This window comes from Nocardioides sp. Root190 (assembly GCF_001428565.1).
Classification (GTDB): Bacteria; Actinomycetota; Actinomycetes; order Propionibacteriales; family Nocardioidaceae; genus Nocardioides.
On the sequence record NZ_LMIA01000012.1, the window covers coordinates 72,178 to 92,115 of the forward strand.

Consider the following 19,938-nt stretch of genomic DNA (forward strand, 5'->3'; position numbering starts at 1 on the left):
TCCTCAGTCGAGGCAGAACTCGTTGCCCTCGGGGTCGGCCATCACCAGGTGGCCGGCGCCGAGGGGTGGCGCGGGATCGTGCCGTGCGAGGCGGCTCGCTCCCAGCGCGACCAAGCGCTCGCACTCGGCCTCGAGGGCCTCCATCCGCGCGTCACCCTCGAGTCCGGGGGCTGCGCGGACGTCGAGGTGGAGCCGGTTCTTGGTGACCTTGTCCGCGGGGACCTGCTGGAAGAAGAGACGCGGCCGCTTCCCCTCCGGGTCCTCGACCGCGGAGCGGCTGTTGCGCAGCTCCTCGGGCACGCCGATCCCGGCGAGGAACCCGTCCCAGGCCTCGAAGGGGTCCTCGCCGTCGGCGAGCTCGACGCCGGGCGGACCGGGGATCGCGTAGTGGAGGGCCTGGCTCCAGAACCGGGAGAGGCTGGCCGGGTCGTGGGCGTCGAACGTGATCTGGAGGTCGCGGGGCATGGGCCTTGTCTACGCGGCGCCACCGACAGTCCTCCCCCGTTCGCCGTCCTGGAGCGGTGATCCACGTCTCCCAACCACCCGCTTTCCAATTCCTATGCAGCCCTGCATAGTTGTCCCCATGACCGAGACCACGACCGTCGCCGCTCTGCACCAGCCGTTCACCCTCCCCAACGGCTCGGTCCTCCCGAACCGCCTCGCGAAGGCTGCGCTGAGCGAGAGCCTCGCCCGCCGCGACCACTCGCCGGGGACCCGGATCAAGACGCTCTACCGGCGCTGGTCCGACAACGGTGCCGGCCTGGTCATCACCGGCAACGTGATGGTCGACCGCCGCGCGATCGGCGAGCCCGGCAACGTCGTCGTCGAGGACGAGTCGTGCGTCGAGGACGTCGCCGAGTGGGCCCGGATCATCAAGGCCAACGGCGCCGTCGCGTGGGCACAGATCAACCACCCCGGCCGCCAGGCACCGCGCACGCTCACCCCGAAGCCGGTCGCCCCCTCCGCGGTGGCGCTCCCCGGTAGCGGCGGCATGTTCGCCGAGCCGCGCGAGCTCACCCACGAGGAGATCCTCGACATCATCCGGCGCTTCGCCACGACCGCCGGGATCCTGGTCCGGGCCGGCTTCGACGGCGTCCAGATCCACGGTGCCCACGGCTACCTCGTCAGCCAGTTCCTCTCGCCGCTCGCCAACCAGCGCACCGACGAGTGGGGCGGCACGCCGGAGAAGCGCCGCCGCTTCGTCATCGAGGTCGCCCGCGCGATCCGCGCCGAGATCGGCCCCGACGCCGCCATGGGCATCAAGCTCAACTCCGCCGACTTCCAGCGCGGTGGCTTCTCCGAGGACGAGTCGATCGCCGTCGTCCACGCCCTCGTGGCCGAGGGCATCGACCTGCTCGAGGTCTCCGGCGGCACCTACTCCTCCGCAGCCATGCTGGGCGTCGACCCGTCGCTGAAGGAGAGCACCCGCAAGCGCGAGGCCTACTTCCTCGACTACGCACTGCGTGTGCGCGCCGAGCTGCCCGACCTTCCCCTCATGCTCACCGGTGGCTTCCGCACGGCCGACGCCATGAACGACGCCGTGGCCAGCGGCGCCATCGACGTCGTCGGTCTCGGACGCCCGCTCACCGTGGAGCCTGACGTCCCCGGCCAGCTCCTCGACGGTACGGCGACCGCGAGCCACGTCCGGCCCAAGCGCAGCGGCATCCGGCTGATCGACAGCCTGACCGAGCTCACGGCGTACACGGTCCAGATGTGGCGGATGGCCGACGGCAAGGCGCCCGCGCCCCGACGCCACCCGGCGTTCAACGTCGCGACCTACCTCGTGCGCAACGGCAAGGACAGCGTCCGCGTCGGCCGCCGCGGGCTCTGAGCCGTGGCACGCCGGCCGGACCCCGCCAAGCGGGAGCGGATCGTCCACACCACCCGTGAACTGCTCCGTCGCCGCGGTGTGGCCGGGACGACCATGCTCGACGTGGTCGCCGAGGCCGGCGCGTCACGGGGATCGCTCTACCACTACTTCCCCGGTGGCCGTTCGGAGATGGTCGAGGACGCCGTGAGCGGCGCTGTCGCGGAGTACTCCGAGGCGCTCCTCGCTCTCGCCGAGCTCTCGCCGCGCGAGGCGATCCCGCTGATCGTCGAGGTGTGGCGGTCCGAGGCGGAGGCGAGCGGCTACGAAGCCGGATGCCCCGTCGTGGCCGCTGCCCTCGGCGGCGAGGCCGAGCCGGGCGCCCGCGAGATCGCGGCCCGTGCCTTCACCGACTGGACCGACACGGTCGCTGCGTGGCTCGAGCAGACCGGTGTCCCGGCCCGGCGAACCGCATCTTTGGCAAACCTCCTGCTCTCCGCCGTGGAGGGTGCGGTGATCGTCGGGCTCGCCCAGCGATCCAGCGAACCGATGGTGCGGGTCGCCGAAGAGCTGGTCAACGTCGTCGAGGCGGCCAGGAGCACCGGGGCCGGCCACAGCTAGCAAGTTCCGATCTGCACGGAATCTCCACAGGTCGCACACCCTTTGCGACCGGTCGCGCTCGTAGCCTCATCGCATGAGCATGTCCCGAGTCCTCGTCGTCGAGGACGATCCGGTGATCAACCAGGCGATCACGGACCGACTGGTCGCCGAGGGGTACGACGTCGTCCGCGCCTGGGACGGACCGGGCGCCGTTGCGGCGCACGTCGAGCACTCCCCCGACGTGGTGGTCCTCGACGTGATGCTGCCCGGGTACGACGGCCACGAGGTCTGCCGCCGCATCCAGGCCGACCGACCGGTGCCGGTCCTGATGGTCACCGCACGCGCGGACGAGTCCGACGTCCTGGTCGGTCTGGGGATCGGCGCGGACGACTACCTCACCAAGCCGTTCCGGATGCGGGAGCTGGTGGCCCGGATCGCCGCGCTGCTGCGTCGCGTCCAGCGAGCGGCCGACCTCGCCGCGGACAGTGCGGGCAGCGGACCGATCGAGCTCGGTGACCTGCGCGTCGACGAGGCCGCCCGCAGGGTGTGGCGCGGCGACGAGGAGGTGTCCCTGACGCCCACCGAGTTCGACCTCCTGGTCTGCCTCGCAGCCACGCCGGGAGCCGTGGTGACCCGTGAGCGTCTCCACGCCGAGGTGTGGGGCTGGCCCGGCGGGTCCGGCTCCCGCACCGTCGACAGCCACGTCAAGGCGCTGCGCGCCAAGATCGGTGCCGAGCGGATCCGGACCTCGCACGGTGTCGGCTACGCCCTCGAGACGCCGGAGCCCGGTCGGTGACCCCGGAGCCGCTGGCCGGCATCACCTCCATCAAGGTCAAGCTCGGCCTGCTCGTCGCGGCGAGCGTCACCGTGGCCGCTGTCGTGGCCAGCATCGGCCGCGCCGCCGGCGTACCCGTGCTGCTCGGCCTGCCCGTGACCATCCTGCTCGCCCTCGCCGTCACGCAGCTGCTGGCGGTCGGGATGACCTCACCGCTGCGCCAGATGACCGAGGCGGCCCGACTGATGGCAACCGGTGACTACGGCGTGGAGATCGCGACGCCGTCGACCGACGAGGTGGGCCAGCTGGCGCGGGCGTTCACGACGATGGCACGCGATCTCGCCTCGGTGGACCGGCAACGGCGCGAGCTCGTCGCCAACGTGAGCCACGAGCTCCGCACGCCCCTGACCGCGCTGTGCGCAGTGCTGGAGAATCTCGTCGACGACGTCGCGCCTCGTGATCCGGAGACGCTCGCCAGCGCTCTCGCCCAGGCCGAGCGGTTGGCCGGGCTGGTCGAGGACCTCCTCGACCTCGCCCGGGTCGACGCCGGCAAGGCACCGCTCGATCCCGCACCCGTACAGCTCCGTTCCCTCCTGGAGGACGCGGTCGCCGAGGCGCAGGTCCTCGGACGGGTGGTGGAGTACGACGTCCACGTCGTGCCTGCCGACCTGACGGTGCACGCCGATCCCGCCCGTCTGCGCCAGCTGGTGGCCAACCTGCTCGACAACGCCAGCCGGCACAGCCCGTCGGGAGGCACCGTGGCCGTGACGGCGGCCCGGACCGGGGACCGCTACGTCGTCGAGGTCCACGACCAGGGCCCGGGCGTTGCGGTGCCGGACCGTGAGCGGGCCTTCGAGCCGTTCGGGACGCTGAGCACCGACGAGGGCGGCAGCACCGGCCTCGGGCTCGCCATCGCCCGGTGGGTCACCGACCTCCACGGCGGCTCGATCGGCTTCGTCGATCCCGGGCCGGGCCGGCGCGGTGCCCGGGTCAGGGTCTCTCTCCCCCTCCAGCCCGCCGACCGCCACTCCCTCCCCACCGAGATCGAGGAGATCCCCATGGCCACCCCCACCCCTCCAGTCCCGGTGCCGGCGCCACTCCCGTCCCCGTACCCAGCAGGCGTCCTCCCGGCGCCCGCGCCGCGGCCCGTGCTCGACGACCTCTTCGGCTCCTTCTGGCCCGAGCGGGACCTGCCGACGAGCAGCCGCCTGCTGCTGGGTTCCGTGGGCACCGGTGTGCTGGCCGCACTGCTCCTGCCGTTCCGCGAGCTCGGCCTCGCCGCCTTCGTCGTGCTCCTCGCGGCGGGCGGTGTCGTGCTCGCCGCGAGCAGGAACCGTCGCGACCCGTTCACGCTCTCCTGCGCCGCGCTGTGCGTGGTGCTCGCCGCGACGACCGTGGTCCGCGACGCCGAGTGGGTCGTCGCGCTGAGCCTGTTCGCCGGCGGCGTGGTCTGCCTGTGCGGTGTGACCCGCGGTCGGTCGCTTCCGGGCTTCGTGCTCTCGGGCCTCGCGTGGCCGTTGTCCGCGCTCCGCGGCCTGCCCTGGCTCGGCCGGACGCTCACGCGGCTCGCCGGGGTGACCAGCTTCGGCCGGGGGCCGGCCCTGCTCCGCACCGTGGCGCTGTCGGCGCTGGGCCTGCTGGTCTTCGGTGCCCTGCTCGGGTCGGCCGACGCGCTGCTCGCCTCCTGGGTCGAGACCCTCGTGCCCGACCTGAGCATCGACACCGTCGTCCTGCGGGTCTTCGTCGGCGTCGCCGTCGGCGGCGCCGTGCTCGCCGCGGCCTACCTCGCGCTCAACCCGCCACGCGTCGAGACCGACCCGCGGCCCGCCCGCCCCACGACCCACCGGTTCGAGTGGCTGGCTCCGGTCCTTGTCGTGAACGGCGTTCTCGCGGCCTTCCTGCTGGCTCAGGCCGCGGTGGTCTTCGGAGGTCACGCCTACCTGCGCCGCACCACCGGGCTCACCTACGCGGAGTACGTCCACCAGGGGTTCGGGCAGCTCACGGTCGTGACGGCGCTGACCCTGATGGTGATCTGGGTGGCCGCGCGCAAGGCACGCAAGGAGGATGTCTCCGACCGGCGGTGGCTGCGCCTCTCGCTGGGCCTGCTCTGCCTGCAGGCCCTGGTGGTCGTGGCCTCCGCCCTGCACCGGCTCAGCCTCTACCAGGACGCCTACGGCCTGACCCGCATGCGCCTGCTGGTCGACGTCTTCGAGGGGTGGCTCGGGCTGCTGCTCCTGGCGGTCCTCGTCGCCGGCGCCTCGCTCCGGGCAGCGTGGTTCGCGCGTTTCGCCCTGCTCAGTGGTGCCCTCGCGATCGTGGGCGTCGCTGCGATCAACCCCGACGCCTGGATCGCCCGGCACAACATCGATCGCTACGAGGAGTCCGGCAAGCTGGACGTGGCCTACCTCCAGCAGCTCTCGGACGACGCGGTGCCTGCCTTCGCCGACCTGCCAGACGAGCTGCGCCGGTGCGCCGTGGCCGGGCGGGACGTGGCCGACGGTGACTGGCTCTCCTGGAACCTCGGCCGCAGCCGCGCCGCCGACGTGGTGGACGCTCGCAGCGTCGATCGGTCCGAGGCCGACTCGCTCTGCACGGCGTCCGCGCCCTGACGGGTCACGCTGCTGGGCGCATCACCCGCCGACGTACGCCGCCAGGTGCTCACCTGTCAGCGTCGATGCCTTCGCGACCAGGTCGGCGGGCGTGCCCTCGAACACCACCGAGCCGCCGTCGTGACCGGCTCCCGGCCCGAGGTCGATGATCCAGTCGGCGTGCGCCATCACGGCCTGGTGGTGCTCGATCACGATGACGGACTTGCCGGCATCGACCAGGCGGTCGAGCAGTCGCAGGAGGTTCTCGACGTCGGCGAGGTGGAGGCCGGTCGTCGGCTCGTCCAGCACGTAGACGCCGCCCTTCTCCCCCATCCGCATCGCGAGCTTCAGCCGCTGGCGCTCGCCGCCCGACAGGGTGTTGAGCGGCTGGCCGAGCTTGAGGTAGCCCAGACCGACGTCCTCCATGCGGGACAGGATCGAGGAGGCCGCCGGGGTCTTCGCCTCGCCGGCCGCGAAGAACGCGTGCGCCTCGGCGACCGGCAGGTCGAGGACCTCGGCGATGTTGAGGCCGCCGAACCTCAGCTCCAGCACGGAGGCCTGGAAGCGCTTGCCGCCGCACTCGTCGCAGAGGGTCGCGACGGTGTCCATGAACCCGAGCTCGGTGTAGATCATCCCGTTGCCGTTGCAGCTCTCGCAGGCACCTTCGGAGTTGGCGCTGAACAGTGCGGGCTTGACCCCGTTGGCCTTCGCGAAGGCCTTGCGGATCGGCTCCAGCAGCCCCGTGTACGTCGCCGGGTTGCTCCGCCGCGAGCCCTTGATCGCGCTCTGGTCGACCACCACGACGTCGTCGTGACCGGCCACCGAGCCGTGGATCAGCGAGCTCTTCCCGGAGCCGGCGACGCCGGTGACCACGCACAGCACGCCGAGCGGGACGTCGACGTCGACGTCACGGAGGTTGTGGGTGGACGCACCGCGGATCTCGAGCACGCTCGTCGCCGTACGGACCTCGTCCTTGAGCGTCGCACGGTAGGCCAGGTGTCGACCGGTGAGCGTGTCGGACGCCTCGAGCCCGGCGACGTCGCCCTCGAAGCAGATGGTCCCGCCGCCGGTCCCGGCGCCGGGACCGAGGTCGACGACGTGGTCGGCGATCACGATCGTCTCCGGCTTGTGCTCCACGACGAGGACCGTGTTGCCCTTGTCCCGCAGCTCGAGCAGCAGGTTGTTCATCCGGGCGATGTCGTGCGGGTGCAACCCGATGGTCGGCTCGTCGAAGACGTAGGTGACGTCGGTGAGGGCCGAGCCGAGGTGGCGGATCATCTTGGTCCGCTGGGCCTCGCCGCCGGACAGGGTTCCGGCCGGGCGGTCCAGCGAGAGGTAGCCCAGGCCGATCTCGACGAACGAGTCGAACAGGTGCAGCAGGTTGGCCAGCAGCGGGCCCACCGAGGAGTCGTCGACGGAGCGCACCCAGTCGGCGGCGTCGGTGATCTGCATCGAGCAGACGTCGGCGATGCTCTTGCCGTTGACCAGCGAGGTCCGGGCCGCTTCGTTGAGCCTGGTCCCCTCGCAGGCCGAGCAGGACGCGAAGACCGCAGCGCGCTCGACGAAGGCCTTGATGTGGGGCTGGAGCGAGTCGACGTCCTTGCTGAACATCGCCTTGCGGATCTTGGGGATCAGGCCCTCGTAGGTGATGTTGATCTTGTCGAGCTTGATCTTGCGCGGCTCGGCGTGGAGGAAGTCCTCGCGCTCGGCCTTCGTGAACTTCGCGATCGGCTTCTCAGGAGGCAGCTCTGCCTTGTAGGCCGCGACCATCCAGCCGTCCGCGGTGTAGCCGGGCACGAGGATGGCGCCGTCCACCAGCGACTTGCTCTCGTCGACGATCTGGGTCAGGTCCAGGTCCGAGACCGTCCCGCGGCCCTCGCACTCCGCGCACATGCCGCCGAGGTAGATCGCCTGCTTGACGACCTTCTTCTCGACCTTGCCACCGGCCTTCTCGGTGCTCATGACGCCACCGGCCCTACGGGTCGGCACGTTGAACGCGAAGGCGGTCGGCGGCCCGATGAACGGGTCGCCGAGCCGGCTGAAGAGCACCCGGAGCATCGCGTTGGCGTCGGTCGCGGTGCCGACCGTCGACCGGACGTTGGCCCCCATCCGCTCCTGGTCGACGAGGATCGCGGTGGTGACCCCCTCGATGTTGTCGACCTCGGGACGGGCCAGCGTCGGCATGAAGCCCTGGACGAAGGTGCTGTAGGTCTCGTTGATCATCCGCTGCGACTCGGCCGCGATGGTCGCGAAGACCAGGGAGCTCTTGCCGGAGCCGGACACCCCCGTGAAGACCGTCAGGCGGCGCTTGGGGATCTCGACGCTGACGTCCTTGAGGTTGTTCTCCCGGGCGCCCTGCACCCGGATGAGATCGTGACTGTCGGCGGCGTGGGGGGTGGTGCTCATGGGGTGGGGTGATGCCTTTCGGTCCAGGTGCCGTCGCGCATGAGGGTACGGCCGGTCATCTCGTTCACTTCGCGCCATGCCTGCACCCGGTGCGGGCGCAGGACCAGGAACACGTACCCGACCGAGCCCCGGGGGTCCCAGTCGGCCTGTGCTGCATACGACTCCGCCAGTGCCGGATTCTCATCGATCCCCAGCACGTTCCAGCACGACGTCGCGCGGCTCGGCGCTCACCCGTCAGATCGTGCCACGTCCACCCATGCCTCGGTGCGAGTCCAGAGCTCGGCGGCGAGCTCGTCGGTGACGACCTCCGAGGGCGCCTTCACGCGCCGGTTGTCGTAGTACAGGCCGGTCTGGTCGGCAACGTCCGGTGAGGTGGCGCAGTGCAACGAGGTCCGAGCGCCGTCGACGGTCGACTTCATGAACAGCTTCATCACGTGCCGCAGCCCGGGCGGCACCTCCCGCCACACGTCGGACGCGATGGCGCCGGGGTGCAACGAGTACGTCGTCACGCCGGTCCCCTCGAGGCGGCGGCCAAGCTCGCGCGCGTGGAGGATGTTCGCGAGCTTCGACACGCAGTACTCGTCGAAGGCGGTCCGGGTGACCGACGGCCGGCGCACGGCCTCCCAGTCGATGCCCTTGGCGCGGTAGTGGCCGGCGCTGGCGACGTTCACGATCCGGCCGGGACCGCTTGCGACGATCTGCTCGCGGAGCAGCTCGGTGAACAGGAACGTGCCGACGTGGTTGGTGCCGAAGGCGAGCTCGAACCCGCTGGCCGACAGGCCGCGCTTGCCGGCGAGACCGGCATTGTTGATCAGGACGTGGAGCGGCTCGCCGCTGGCGAGGAAGGTCTGGGCCGCCGTCCGCACCGAGGCGAGGTCGCCGAGGTCGATGGCGAGGAAGTCGAGGTCGGTGTTGCCGGTCTCCTCGGAGATCTCCTTCATCGCCGCCCGGACCTTGTCCTCCGAGCGGCCCCCGATCACGACGCGCGCGCCTCGACCGGCGAGCTCGCGCGCCGTCTCCTTGCCGATGCCGGTGTTCGCCCCGGTGACGAGGAAGGTGCGTCCGTTCAGTTCGCTCATGGTTCGCCATGCTCCCGCATGGGCCCCGGCCCGTCGTCCTCCCCTGGTCGTAGTTCACGGGTCTACGGTGGTGAGGTGGCGCTCAGCGTGTTCGATCTCTACTCCGTCGGTATCGGCCCCTCCTCGTCCCACACCGTGGGCCCGATGCGCGCCGCCAAGCTGTTCGCGGACGGCATCGTCGCCGATGGTCTCCTGGAGGAGATCGGCCGGGTCCGGGCCGAACTGTTCGGTTCCCTCGGCGCGACCGGTCACGGCCACGGGTCCGAGAAGGCAGTGCTGCTCGGGCTCGAGGGTGAGGAGCCGGCGACCGTCGACATCACGACGTACGACGAGCGCGCGGCCGCGATCCGGGCCTCCGGCCGGCTCCTGCTCGCCGGGCGTCGTGAGGTCGACTTCGGGGCCGACGACCTCGTGATGCATCGCCGCAAGTCCCTGCCCGGACATCCCAACGGCATGAGGTTCGAGGCGTACGACGGGTCCGGAGCCCTGGTGCGCGAGCGGGTCTACTACTCGGTCGGCGGCGGCTTCGTCGTGGACGAGTCGGCCGTCGGGGCGGACCGCGTCGTCGCCGACGAGACGCCGGTCCGCCACCCCTTCGGCACCGCTGCCGACCTGCTCGCGATCTGCGCCGAGACCGGCCTGCGGGTCAGCGACGTGATGCTCGCCAACGAGCTGGCGTGGCGCACGGAGGCCGAGGTCCGCGACGGCCTTCTGGAGATCTGGTCGGTCATGAAGACCTGTGTGCGCAACGGCTGCGCGAGCGAGGGGGTGCTCCCGGGTGGGCTCAAGGTGCCTCGTCGGGCTCCCGCGCTGCACGCGCGACTGACCGCCGACAGCGGGGTCGACGACCCGCTGCAGGCGATGGACTGGGTCAACCTGTTCGCGCTGGCGGTGAACGAGGAGAACGCTGCTGGCGGGCGGATGGTCACCGCCCCCACCAACGGTGCCGCGGGGATCATCCCGGCCGTCCTCCACTACTACGACCGTTTCGTTCCGGGAGCCGACGACGACGGCATCGTGCGGTTCCTGCTGACAGCCGGAGCCATCGGTGCCCTGTTCAAGCAGAACGCCTCGATCTCCGGCGCCGAGGTCGGGTGCCAGGGCGAGGTCGGCTCGGCCTGCTCGATGGCCGCAGGGGCCTTCTGCGAGGTGCTCGGCGGCTCGCCCGAGCAGGTGGAGAACGCTGCGGAGATCGGTATCGAGCACAACCTCGGGCTGACCTGCGACCCGGTGGGCGGTCTGGTCCAGATCCCCTGCATCGAGCGCAACGCCATCGCCTCGGTGAAGGCGATCAATGCCGCCCGCCTGGCGCTGGCGGGCACCGGCCGGCACACCGTGTCACTCGACCGGGCGATCAAGACCATGCGGGAAACCGGCCGCGACATGCACACGAAGTACAAGGAGACCTCGCGCGGCGGACTCGCCGTCAACGTGATCGAGTGCTGAGCGCGGTGCGTGAAATGTGACGCAGGTCATGCCACTCTGGGACCCATGACCACCGTTGCCCTTGTCGTGATCGCTGCTGTCGTCCTGTTCGTGCTGCTCCTGGGGTCCCTCTTCGGGGTCGTGTGGTTCGCCGGACAGAGCAGCCGCAAGAGCCAGGTCCGGGGCTAGCCAGGATCCAGCCCTAGTTGATCGGGTGGCGCAGCACTGCCGCCGCCCGCTCCCACACCGCAGGATCGCCCTCGAAGGTGATGCCTGCGTCGTCGTACCTGTGCCAGAGCCAGCCGTCGAGGCGGTCCGCAGTCCCCGCGACCACCAGGTCAGCCGGCGTGCCGGGGTCCGGGACGACGTGCTGATCGGGCTCGTCGGCGTGGTCGGTGCCCTCCGGCGAGGTCCCGGAGAAGGTGCCGAGCCGGGTCCACACCGACGTAGCGGTGTCCGTGATCCGGTACTCCACGTGCAGTGGCAGAGGCTCGAACCGGCCCCAGTCGGGCAGTCCGCCGAACATGACGGCCAGGGTCTCCTCGACGCCGTCGGTCGCAAGGTCCGGCGGCAACGGCGTCGACGTGCCCGCGGCGAGCTCGGCGTCGAGCCGGTGGATGAGGGCCTCGTGTGCCTGGCGGCGGTAGGTGAACGCGACGCTCTGGGCGCCCGCGTCGTTGGACCAGGACCAGGCCGGCTCGCTCGGGGCGGCAGCGCTCAGCGCCTCCAGGAACCGTCCGTGCACCTCCTGGAACCTCGCCAGCAACCCGTCGTACGACGTGGGGCGCCCCGGCTCCGCGTAGTCGTCGGGCGCGGCCGGGCGGGTCGTGACGACGTGGTGCCAGAAGTGCTGGACGCCGGTGAGGTGCCACAGGAGGTCCGCGGCGTCCCAGTCGGGGCACGAGGGGACCTGGGCGGTCGGCTCGCACCCGCGCAGGACCTCCAGGAAGCGCGCGGACTCCTTGCGGATGTGGTCCAGGTAGGCGTGGTCGGCGAGCCGGGTCACGGCGTCAACATCACCTTGATCGCGCGGCGCTCGTCCATCGCGCGGTAGCCCTCGGCGGCCTGCTCGAGCGGGAGCACCAGGTCGAAGACCCGGCCCGGATCGATGGCGCGGTCCTGGACGAGCGCGAGCAGCTCGGGCAGGTAGCGGCGAACCGGCGCGACGCCACCCCGGAGCCCGATGTTCTTCGCGAAGAGGGTGCCGACCGGCAGCTCGACGCCGTGGGGAACCCCGACGAAGCCGACTCCCCCGCCGGGGCGGGTCACGCCGATCGCGGTGCTCATCGCCTGGTCGGTGCCCACGCATTCGAGTGCGGCATCCACGCCGACGCCGTCGGTCAGCGCCAACACCTCCTCGATGCCCTCCTCGCCGCGGGTCGAGACGATGTGGGTCGCGCCGAAGGCACGTGCGATGTCCTGACGGGACTCGTGCCGCGACATCGCGATGATCCTCTCCGCACCCATCACCGAGGCGGCCAGGACTCCGCACAGCCCGACGGCGCCGTCCCCGACGACCACGGCGGTGCCGCCCTTGCGGACGCCCGCGCAGACAGCGGCGTGCCACCCGGTGGGCATCACGTCGGTCAGCGAGAGGACCGAGGCGAGCAGGTCGGCCGGCGGCGCGCCGCCCGTGGCGACGAGGCTGCCGTCGGCCTGGCCGACCCGGGCGTACTCCGCCTGGCCGCTGGAGGTCATCGAGAGGTTGACGCAGGCCGACTGTGCGCCGGCCCGGCAGTGCGCGCAGGTGTTGTCGCAGTGGCAGAACGGCACGATGACGTGGTCGCCGGCTGCGAAGTCGCGGACCTCGCTGCCGACCTCCTCGACGATCCCGATGCACTCGTGGCCGATCGTCGCGCCCGGGCGGATGGGGTTCTCGCCGCGGTAGGGCCACAGGTCGGAGCCGCAGATGCAGCCGGCCGTCACCTTGATGATGGCGTCGGTGGGCTTCTTCAGGACCGGGACGTCGACGTCCTCGACACGGATGTCGCGGGCGGCGTGGATGGTGGTGGCGCGCATGGACCGATCCTGCCACCGGAGGGATCAGGTGAGGGCGCACCGTGCGCCGTCGCTTGCGTTATCTCACATGTGAGTTACCGTCGTGGTATGACGTTCGAGGAGCCCAACGACGACTACAAGGGCCGGATCGGCAATCTCATCCGGGACGCCCGCAAGCACCGCGGACTCACCCAGGCGCAGCTCGCAGAGCGCCTCGGCACCAGCCAGAGTGCGATCAACCGGATCGAGAAGGGCCACCAGAACCTGTCCCTGGAGATGCTCGCGCGGATCGGCAGTGCGCTCGACTCCGAGATCGTGGCGCTGGGTGCCGGCCCGACCCATCTCCGGGTCAAGGGACCCACGACGCTGGCCGGCACCATCGACGTGAAGACCTCGAAGAACGCCGGCGTCGCGCTCCTGTGCGCCTCGCTGCTGAACCGCGGTCGGACCACGCTGCGCAAGGTCGCCCGGATCGAGGAGGTCAACCGCCTGCTCGAGGTGCTCGACAGCCTCGGCGTGCAGACCCGCTGGATCAACGCGGACAACGACCTCGAGATCATCCCGCCCAAGGAGCTCGACCTCACCAAGATCGACGAGGAGGCCGCTCGACGGACCCGCTCGGTGATCATGTTCCTCGGACCGCTGCTGCACCGCTCCGACGACTTCGAGCTGCCCTACGCCGGCGGCTGCAACCTCGGCACCCGCACCGTCGAGCCCCACATGTCCGCCCTGCGTCCGTTCGGGCTCGAGGTGAAGGCGACCGATGGCTGGTACCACGCCCAGCTCAACCGGGCGATCTCCCCGACCCGTCCGATCGTGCTGACCGAGCGCGGTGACACCGTCACCGAGAACGCCCTCATGGCCGCCGCGCTGCACCCCGGCACGACCATGATCCGCAACGCGTCGTCGAACTACATGGTCCAGGACCTCTGCTTCTTCCTCCAGGCGCTCGGCGTCCAGGTCGAGGGCATCGGCACCACCACCCTCACGGTCACCGGGTGCACGAGGATCGACGTGGACGTCGACTACTCCCCCAGCGAGGACCCGATCGAGGCGATGTCGCTGCTCGCGGCCGCCATCGTCACCCGCAGCGAGATCACCGTCCAGCGGGCCCCGATCGAGTTCCTGGAGATCGAGCTCGCCGTGCTCGAGGAGATGGGCTTCCTCTACGACCTCTCCGAGGAGTACGTCGCCGCCAACGGCCGCACCCGCCTGGTCGACATCACCACGCACCCCTCCGACCTGGTTGCCCCGCGGGACAAGATCCACCCGATGCCCTTCCCGGGCCTCAACATCGACAACCTGCCGTTCTTCGCCATCATCGGCGCCGTCGCCGAGGGCACGACCTACCTCCACGACTGGGTCTACGACAACCGGGCGATCTACCTCACCGAGCTCAACAAGCTCGGCGGCCGGGTGACCCTGCTCGACCCGCACCGCGTCCAGATCGAGGGACCGACGTCGTGGACCGGCACCGAGCTGATCTGCCCGCCCGCGCTGCGACCTGCGGTCGTCGTCCTGCTCGCCATGCTGGCCAGCAAGGGCACCTCCGTGCTCCGCGGCACCTACGTGATCCACCGCGGCTACGAGGACCTCGCCGAGCGGCTGAGCTCGCTCGGCGCGGACATCGAGACCTTCCGCGACATCTGAGCGCCCTGCCGTGTATCTCCCCGAGGGCAAGGTCCTCGCCTTCGCCCACCGCGGCGGCGCGTACCACCCGGAGATCGAGGGACTCGAGAACACCATGGCGGCCTTCCGGCACGCTGCGGCGCTCGGGTACGACTACCTCGAGACCGACGTCCACCTGACCGCGGACGGGGTGCTCCTCGCGTTCCACGACGCGGTCCTGGACCGGGTCAGCGACCAGCAGGGTGCCATCCGCGACCTCACCCTCGCCGACGTACGACGTGCCCGGATCGGTGGGCGTGAGGAGATCCCGACCCTCCTCGACCTCCTCGACGCCTTCCCCGACGCTCGCTTCAACATCGACCTCAAGGCCGACGAGGCCGTCGAGCCGCTGGCGCGCCTGGTGCGCGAGCGCGACCTGTGGGACCGGGTGTTCATCGGGTCGTTCTCGCGCCGCCGGATCCGGCGGTTCCGCGCACTGACGCAGGGGCGGGTCCCGACCGCAGCGGATCCGTGGCAGGTGGTGGTGTGGCGCCTCTCCCCCGTCGCATCGGTCGCACGCCTGCTCGCGGGCACCGACTTCGAGGCCTTCCAGATCCCCCACCGACACCGCCGGTTCCCCGTCGTGACCCCGGGTCTGGTGCGCCGGGCGCACGGTGCGGGCCTCCAGGTGCATGTCTGGACCATCGACGAGCCGGACGAAATGGTCGAGCTCCTCGACCTCGGCGTCGACGGACTCTTCACGGATCGCACCGATCTGCTCAAGGATGTCCTGCAGGGGCGCGGCCAATGGTGGTCCGTGCAGGGAGGGACGTCGTGAGCGACACCAACAGCATCGCGGACCTGGGGCCGCTGAACCGGGCGCGTCAGCAGCGCGCCTGGTACTTCACCGACTGGGCTGCCTCCGCCTTCCAGACGACGGTCGCGGGCGTGCTCTTCGCGCCGTACCTCATCTCGATCGCGGAGAACGACGTCGGCGAGAGCGGCCATCTCGACATCCTCGGCCTGTCGATCTCGCCCGGCGCGCTGCCGTCGTACGTCATCACGCTCTCGACCGTGCTCAGCGCACTCGTCTACCCACTGATCGGCGCGATCGCGGACCGGACGGCCCGCAAGCCCGACCTGCTGGTCGGCTTCGCGTGGGCCGGGGCGATCGCCACCGCGATGCTGTTCTTCCTGGAGGGCGACAACTGGCTGTTCGGCAGCCTGGTGTTCATCTTCGCCAACCTCTGCGCCGGCGCCGCGGTGGTCATCAGCGACTCGATCCTGCCGCTCATCTCGGAGGAGTCCGAGCGGGACCGGGTCTCCTCGATCGGCTGGGCCTACGGGTACGCCGGCGGCGGGTTGCTCCTGGCGGTGAACTTCCTCGTCGTCACCTTCCACGACTCCCTCGGGATGAGCACCGAGCTCGCCGTCCGGCTGAGCATGCTGTCCGCTGCGGTGTGGTGGGCGGCGTTCATGGTCATCCCGTGGATGCGGATCAAGAGACATCCTCCGGTCGACGTCGCCGAGGTGGACGGCGGCCTGCTGACGCGGTCCTTCGGCCAGCTCTGGGCCACGCTCAAGGACCTCCGCAACTATCCGACGGCGCTCTCCTTCCTGGTCGCCTACCTGTTCTTCAACGACGGCATCCAGACCGTCATCGCCTCGGCGTCGACCTTCGGGATCGAGGAGCTGGACTTCGCCGAGGGCACCGTCCTGGGCACCTACCTGCTGGTCCAGTTCGTCGCGATGTTCGGCGCCATCGGCTTCGGACGGGCCGCCAACAGGTACGGCGCCAAACGGGTCATCCTCGCCGGACTGGTGGGCTGGATGGCCATCGTCACGGTCGCCCTGGGCATCCCCTCGGGCGCCCTGCTGCCCTTCCTGGCCCTCGGTGTGGCGATCGGCATCGTCCTGGGCGGCACCCAGGCGCTCGCCCGGTCGTACTTCTCGCTGTTCATCCCCCGTGGCAAGGAGGGTGAGTACTTCAGCCTCTACCACGCGATGGACCGGGGGACGTCCTGGTTCGGCACGCTCACCTTCGGTCTCGTCTACCAGCTGACCGACTCCTACCGGCCGGCGATCTTCGCCCTCATCGTCTTCTTCGTCGTGGGTGGACTCCTGTTGCTGAGGGTGGACACTGAACGTGGCATCCGCGAGGCGGGCAACACCCGTCCCGCGGTCATCTAGGGCCCGTATCGCGGTACCGGATCCGGTCCTGGTGGTGATCACGACCTCACCGGGGATTGGAACCTTTTACCGGCGGGTAGCGTTGACATGATCAGAGACGAAACACGGGAGGTGAGTTCTCATGGCTGAGCGGACATTGCGCGGCGCCCGACTGGGGGGCCAGTCGTTCGAGGACGAGCGAGGAATCGAGTTTGCTGCCCGTCAGCAGGTCGGCTACCGCTGCTCACAGGGACACGAGTTCGAGATCACGATGTCGATCGAGGCCGACGTGCCGGCCATCTGGGAGTGCCCACGATGCGGCCTCGAGGCCGAGAGCACTGCCGGGATCGAGCGTGAGGTCAAGGTCGAGAAGCCGCAGCGCACCCACTGGGACATGCTCCTGGAGCGGCGTTCGGAGAAGGAGCTCGAGGAGATCCTCACCGAGCGGCTCGAGCTGCTCCGCGGTGGCGAGATCGGCCCCGCCCACCTGCACCGGGCCAGCGCCCGCAAGAAGAAGGCCGCCAAGGCCTGACGTCAGTCGATGACCTCGCCCCGGACCACATCTGGTCCGGGGCGATTGTCATCTCCGGGACCAGTGCGCCCGGGACCGGTGCGCCCGGGACCTGCGGCCCGTCGAGCGACCTGGTGCACGGCATAGGTCGTCAGCAGCCGCCGGAACACCGGGCGGGTGACCGGCAGGATCAGCAGGATGCCGACCGCGTCCGTCACGAAGCCCGGGCTGAGCATGAACGCCCCACCGAGGACCACCAGGGCGCCGTCGGCGAGCTCCCTGGTCGGCATCCGACCGGTCTCGACCTGCTCGCGCAGCGCGAGCCACGCACGCCGACCCTCCCGCTTGATCAGCCAGGCACCGAGGATGCTGTCGAGCACCAGCAGCAGGATCGTCCACCACGGCCCGATCACCTGACCCACCTGGATGAGCACGACGATCTCGAGGATCGGCATCACCACGAAGGCGAGGAAGAGCAGGACGGCGGCGCGCCGGCCCCGTCGGCTGCGGCGGGTCATCGTCTGATCTTCTCCCAGCGTTCGCGGACGCCCCAGGACGTGATCCGCTTGAGCGACTCGACGGCGACCTGACCGCTCATCTTCGACTCGCCGCGGACCCGTTCCACGAACTCGATGGGGACCTCGCGCACGCTCAGCCCGGCCCGCAGGGTCCGGGTGACCAGGTCGGTCTGGAAGACGTAGCCGGTCGAGCGGACCTCGTCGAGGCGGATCTTCTCGAGCGTCGTGCGCCGGAACAGGCGGTAGCCCGCCGTGGCGTCGCGGACCTTGATGCCGAGCAGCATCCGCACGTACAGGTTGCCGCCGCGGGAGAGGACCTCGCGCTGCCAGGGCCAGTTCACGACCGAGCCGCCGGGAACCCAGCGGGAACCGATCACCAGGTCGGCGTCGAGCAGGCCGTGCAACAGGCGCTGGAGCTGCTCGGGCTGGTGGGAGCCGTCGGCGTCCATCTCGCCGATGACGTCGTAGCCGCGGTCCAGCGCCCACGCGAAACCGGCGAGGTAGGCGGCGCCGAGGCCGCCCTTGGCGGTGCGGTGCAGGACGTGGACCTGGGTGTCGGACACGGCCAGGTCGTCGGCGATCCGTCCGGTTCCGTCCGGGGAGCCGTCGTCGACGACGAGGACGTCGACGGCGGGCTGGGCACGCCGCACCCGCCCGACGATCCAGGCCAGGTTGCTGGCCTCGTTGTACGTCGGGATCACCATGACCGTGCGGCCGAGGTCCGTGAGGGGGTCACGCATGCTGGGGCTCCTTCGCCGGGACGTGCTGGGGCCCGGCAAACTCTCGCCTTCGACGGTACGCGACGGCACCAGCGACGAGAGCGACAAGGGTCGATCCGGTGAACAACCGGGACGGCCAGGCTCCCAGTCGCATCGCCGGGGTCAGGTCGGTGCTCAGACCGACCTCCTCCACGAGGACGGCGGTCGTGCGGGTGGCCGCTGAGGCCACGACCGAACCGTCCGGTCGGATCACGCCCGTGCGGCCGTTGGTGGAGGCGACGGCGAGCCAGCGTCCCGCCTCGATCGCACGTAGTCGGGTGATCGCGAACTGCTGCTCGATCTGGTGGGTGAAGATGAAGCTCGCGTTGCTGGTCTGCACGGTCAGCAGCTCGGCTCCCGCCCGGACCTGGGCCGGCATCACGTCGTCGTAGGCGACGTCGAAGCAGATCGCATCGGCGACGTCGATGCCCGCGATGCGCAGGGGCCTGGTCCTCGTGCCGCTCTTCATGTCACGGGAGATCAGCGCGAGCTGGCCGAACTTGGGGTCCCAGTAGCGCCGGTAGGGGATGTACTCGCCGTACGGGACGGGGTGCTGCTTGGTGTAGCGCTCCCCCGGTCCGGTCAGCGGGTCCCACACGATGCCCTGGTTGAGGATGTGCTCGGGGCCGTCGTCGACGATGCCTCCCACCACCACCGGGACGCCGATGGCCTCCACCGCCTCCTTGATGCCGCGGTTCACGGGGGCGTCGGCGAAGGGGTCGACGGCTGTCGAGTTCTCCGGCCACAGCACGAAGTCGGGGCGCGGACGGCGACCTGTCGCGACGTCGGTCGCGAGGTCGATCGTCGCGTCGACGTGGTTCTCGGTGACGCCCCGCGCGTCGAAGAGGATGTCGTTGCCCGGCCCGGGGACGTCTCCCTGGACGACGGCGACCGTGGCGCGGCCCGACTCCTGCACGGAGTACGGCGCCACCGCGGGCAGCACGAGCGCGGCCAGCACGCCGACCAGTGCGGCCGCGTGGACGCGGGTGCGCTCCTCGAGGGCACGCGCCAGCAGGAACCCGACCAGCGCCAGCAGGAAGGTCAGCCCGGTCATCCCCACCCAGGCGACCGCCGGCGCCGCGGGGGTGTCGACGGCAGCGAACGCCAGGCGTCCCCACGGCATGCCGCTGAACGGCCAGCCGCTGCGCACCGTCTCCATGGTGGTCCACGCCGCCGCGAGCCACACCGGCCACCAGGGCAGTGCGCGCAGCAACGGCGAGACCAGGCCCAGCAGGCCGTAGAACAGCGCCTCCACGATCGCGAGCGCGACCCAGGCGTCCGGGCCCACCGAGGTCCGCATCCACTCGATGTGGACGAAGTAGAAGGAGATCCCGAACAGGAGACCGACCAGGCCGGCCCGGCGCACGGTGAGGTCCCTGGTGACCAGCGCGAAGCAGGCGACACCGAAGGGCAGCAACCACGCTGCGGCGACGGGCTCGAAGGAGACGGCGAGGAGGAGGCCTCCGAGGACCGCGAGGAACGAGCGCTGCAGCACGTGGGGAGCCTAGTCGGGCTCTCCAGGAGCGGAAGGTGGAGGGACGCCTTCGGACCACCGCGACGCGAGCTGGCTGCCCACGCCATGGCGTTGTCTAGGGAGACCCGCCACCTTCCGGCCCACTCTCGAGGAGCGAACCGACCTCCGCGAACCGCTGACCGGGATGAGTTGGTGCCACTCCCCCGGGTACTGCGGCCACTC

The 19,938-nt window shown here is 70.6% G+C and carries 18 protein-coding genes; 10 read left to right on the forward strand and 8 right to left on the reverse strand.

Annotated features, from left to right (window positions below; translation table 11 throughout):
* Positions 1 to 3: 3 nt before the first annotated feature.
* Positions 4 to 465 carry a VOC family protein gene (locus ASE01_RS18730; RefSeq protein WP_056755941.1) on the reverse strand — a complete coding sequence of 154 codons (462 nt, stop codon included), beginning with the start codon at positions 463 to 465 and terminating at the stop codon, positions 4 to 6.
* 118 nt (positions 466 to 583) lie between these two features.
* Between ASE01_RS18730 and ASE01_RS18735 the strand changes: the two genes are divergently transcribed.
* The 4 genes from ASE01_RS18735 (at position 584) to ASE01_RS18750 (ending at position 5,791) form a co-directional block, all read left to right on the forward strand.
* A complete protein-coding gene (locus tag ASE01_RS18735; RefSeq protein WP_056755944.1) occupies positions 584 to 1,831 on the forward strand; it encodes an NADH:flavin oxidoreductase/NADH oxidase family protein in 1,248 nt (415 codons plus the stop codon).
* A 3-nt stretch (positions 1,832 to 1,834) separates the two neighbouring features.
* Positions 1,835 to 2,428 (forward strand): TetR/AcrR family transcriptional regulator, encoded by a 594-nt coding sequence (locus ASE01_RS18740; protein ID WP_056755949.1) that lies wholly within the window; start codon positions 1,835 to 1,837, stop codon positions 2,426 to 2,428.
* Between the two features lie 73 nt (positions 2,429 to 2,501).
* The gene (locus ASE01_RS18745) at positions 2,502 to 3,203 is read left to right on the forward strand and encodes a response regulator transcription factor (protein WP_056755954.1); all 702 of its coding nucleotides are present in this window, start codon (positions 2,502 to 2,504) and stop codon (positions 3,201 to 3,203) included.
* Positions 3,200 to 5,791 carry a DUF4153 domain-containing protein gene (locus ASE01_RS18750; protein ID WP_056755956.1) on the forward strand — a complete coding sequence of 864 codons (2,592 nt, stop codon included), beginning with the start codon at positions 3,200 to 3,202 and terminating at the stop codon, positions 5,789 to 5,791. The genes ASE01_RS18745 and ASE01_RS18750 overlap by 4 nt, the downstream gene beginning before the upstream one ends.
* Before the next feature lie 21 nt (positions 5,792 to 5,812).
* On the opposite strand, the gene ASE01_RS18755 is transcribed toward ASE01_RS18750, so the two are convergent.
* Positions 5,813 to 8,176: an ATP-binding cassette domain-containing protein gene (locus tag ASE01_RS18755; protein ID WP_056755959.1), complete on the reverse strand. Its 2,364-nt coding sequence runs from the start codon at positions 8,174 to 8,176 to the stop codon at positions 5,813 to 5,815.
* A gap of 227 nt (positions 8,177 to 8,403) precedes the next feature.
* A complete protein-coding gene (locus ASE01_RS18765) occupies positions 8,404 to 9,255 on the reverse strand; it encodes an SDR family oxidoreductase (protein WP_056755964.1) in 852 nt (283 codons plus the stop codon).
* A gap of 75 nt (positions 9,256 to 9,330) precedes the next feature.
* Here ASE01_RS18765 and ASE01_RS18770 point away from each other — a divergent pair, with 75 nt between their 5' ends.
* Together ASE01_RS18770 and ASE01_RS25440 are read left to right on the forward strand one after the other, a co-directional pair.
* Positions 9,331 to 10,701, forward strand: a complete 1,371-nt coding sequence (locus ASE01_RS18770) for an L-serine ammonia-lyase (RefSeq protein WP_056755967.1) — start codon at positions 9,331 to 9,333, stop codon at positions 10,699 to 10,701.
* A 45-nt stretch (positions 10,702 to 10,746) separates the two neighbouring features.
* Positions 10,747 to 10,869: a hypothetical protein gene (locus tag ASE01_RS25440; RefSeq protein WP_268789340.1), complete on the forward strand. Its 123-nt coding sequence runs from the start codon at positions 10,747 to 10,749 to the stop codon at positions 10,867 to 10,869.
* Positions 10,870 to 10,882: 13 nt separating this feature from the next.
* On the opposite strand, the gene ASE01_RS18775 is transcribed toward ASE01_RS25440, so the two are convergent.
* Together ASE01_RS18775 and ASE01_RS18780 are read right to left on the reverse strand one after the other, a co-directional pair.
* Positions 10,883 to 11,686 carry a maleylpyruvate isomerase N-terminal domain-containing protein gene (locus tag ASE01_RS18775; RefSeq protein WP_056755972.1) on the reverse strand — a complete coding sequence of 268 codons (804 nt, stop codon included), beginning with the start codon at positions 11,684 to 11,686 and terminating at the stop codon, positions 10,883 to 10,885.
* Positions 11,683 to 12,699 carry a zinc-dependent alcohol dehydrogenase family protein gene (locus tag ASE01_RS18780; protein ID WP_056755976.1) on the reverse strand — a complete coding sequence of 339 codons (1,017 nt, stop codon included), beginning with the start codon at positions 12,697 to 12,699 and terminating at the stop codon, positions 11,683 to 11,685. Before ASE01_RS18780 ends, ASE01_RS18775 begins: the two co-directional genes overlap by 4 nt.
* Positions 12,700 to 12,786: 87 nt before the next feature.
* Here ASE01_RS18780 and ASE01_RS18785 point away from each other — a divergent pair, with 87 nt between their 5' ends.
* The 4 genes from ASE01_RS18785 to ASE01_RS18800 all read left to right on the forward strand — a co-directional run bounded on the left by ASE01_RS18785 (position 12,787) and on the right by ASE01_RS18800 (position 16,987).
* Positions 12,787 to 14,328, forward strand: coding sequence for a helix-turn-helix domain-containing protein (locus tag ASE01_RS18785; protein WP_056755979.1), 1,542 nt, complete (start codon positions 12,787 to 12,789; stop codon positions 14,326 to 14,328).
* A gap of 10 nt (positions 14,329 to 14,338) precedes the next feature.
* A complete protein-coding gene (locus ASE01_RS18790; protein ID WP_056755982.1) occupies positions 14,339 to 15,124 on the forward strand; it encodes a glycerophosphodiester phosphodiesterase in 786 nt (261 codons plus the stop codon).
* Positions 15,121 to 16,476 (forward strand): MFS transporter, encoded by a 1,356-nt coding sequence (locus tag ASE01_RS18795; RefSeq protein ID WP_056756925.1) that lies wholly within the window; start codon positions 15,121 to 15,123, stop codon positions 16,474 to 16,476. Before ASE01_RS18790 ends, ASE01_RS18795 begins: the two co-directional genes overlap by 4 nt.
* A 121-nt stretch (positions 16,477 to 16,597) precedes the next feature.
* On the forward strand, positions 16,598 to 16,987 hold the full coding sequence (locus ASE01_RS18800) for an RNA polymerase-binding protein RbpA (protein ID WP_056755984.1): 390 nt from the start codon (positions 16,598 to 16,600) through the stop codon (positions 16,985 to 16,987).
* A gap of 2 nt (positions 16,988 to 16,989) precedes the next feature.
* Here the strand turns inward: ASE01_RS18800 and ASE01_RS18805 are convergent, their stop codons facing one another.
* The 3 genes from ASE01_RS18805 to lnt are packed head-to-tail and all read right to left on the reverse strand — an operon-like array spanning position 16,990 to position 19,737.
* Positions 16,990 to 17,484: an FxsA family protein gene (locus ASE01_RS18805; protein WP_056755987.1), complete on the reverse strand. Its 495-nt coding sequence runs from the start codon at positions 17,482 to 17,484 to the stop codon at positions 16,990 to 16,992.
* Positions 17,481 to 18,224: a polyprenol monophosphomannose synthase gene (locus ASE01_RS18810; protein ID WP_056755989.1), complete on the reverse strand. Its 744-nt coding sequence runs from the start codon at positions 18,222 to 18,224 to the stop codon at positions 17,481 to 17,483. The genes ASE01_RS18805 and ASE01_RS18810 overlap by 4 nt, the downstream gene beginning before the upstream one ends.
* On the reverse strand, positions 18,217 to 19,737 hold the full coding sequence (lnt, locus tag ASE01_RS18815; RefSeq protein WP_056755992.1) for an apolipoprotein N-acyltransferase: 1,521 nt from the start codon (positions 19,735 to 19,737) through the stop codon (positions 18,217 to 18,219). The genes ASE01_RS18810 and lnt overlap by 8 nt, the downstream gene beginning before the upstream one ends.
* Positions 19,738 to 19,938 lie beyond the last annotated feature (201 nt).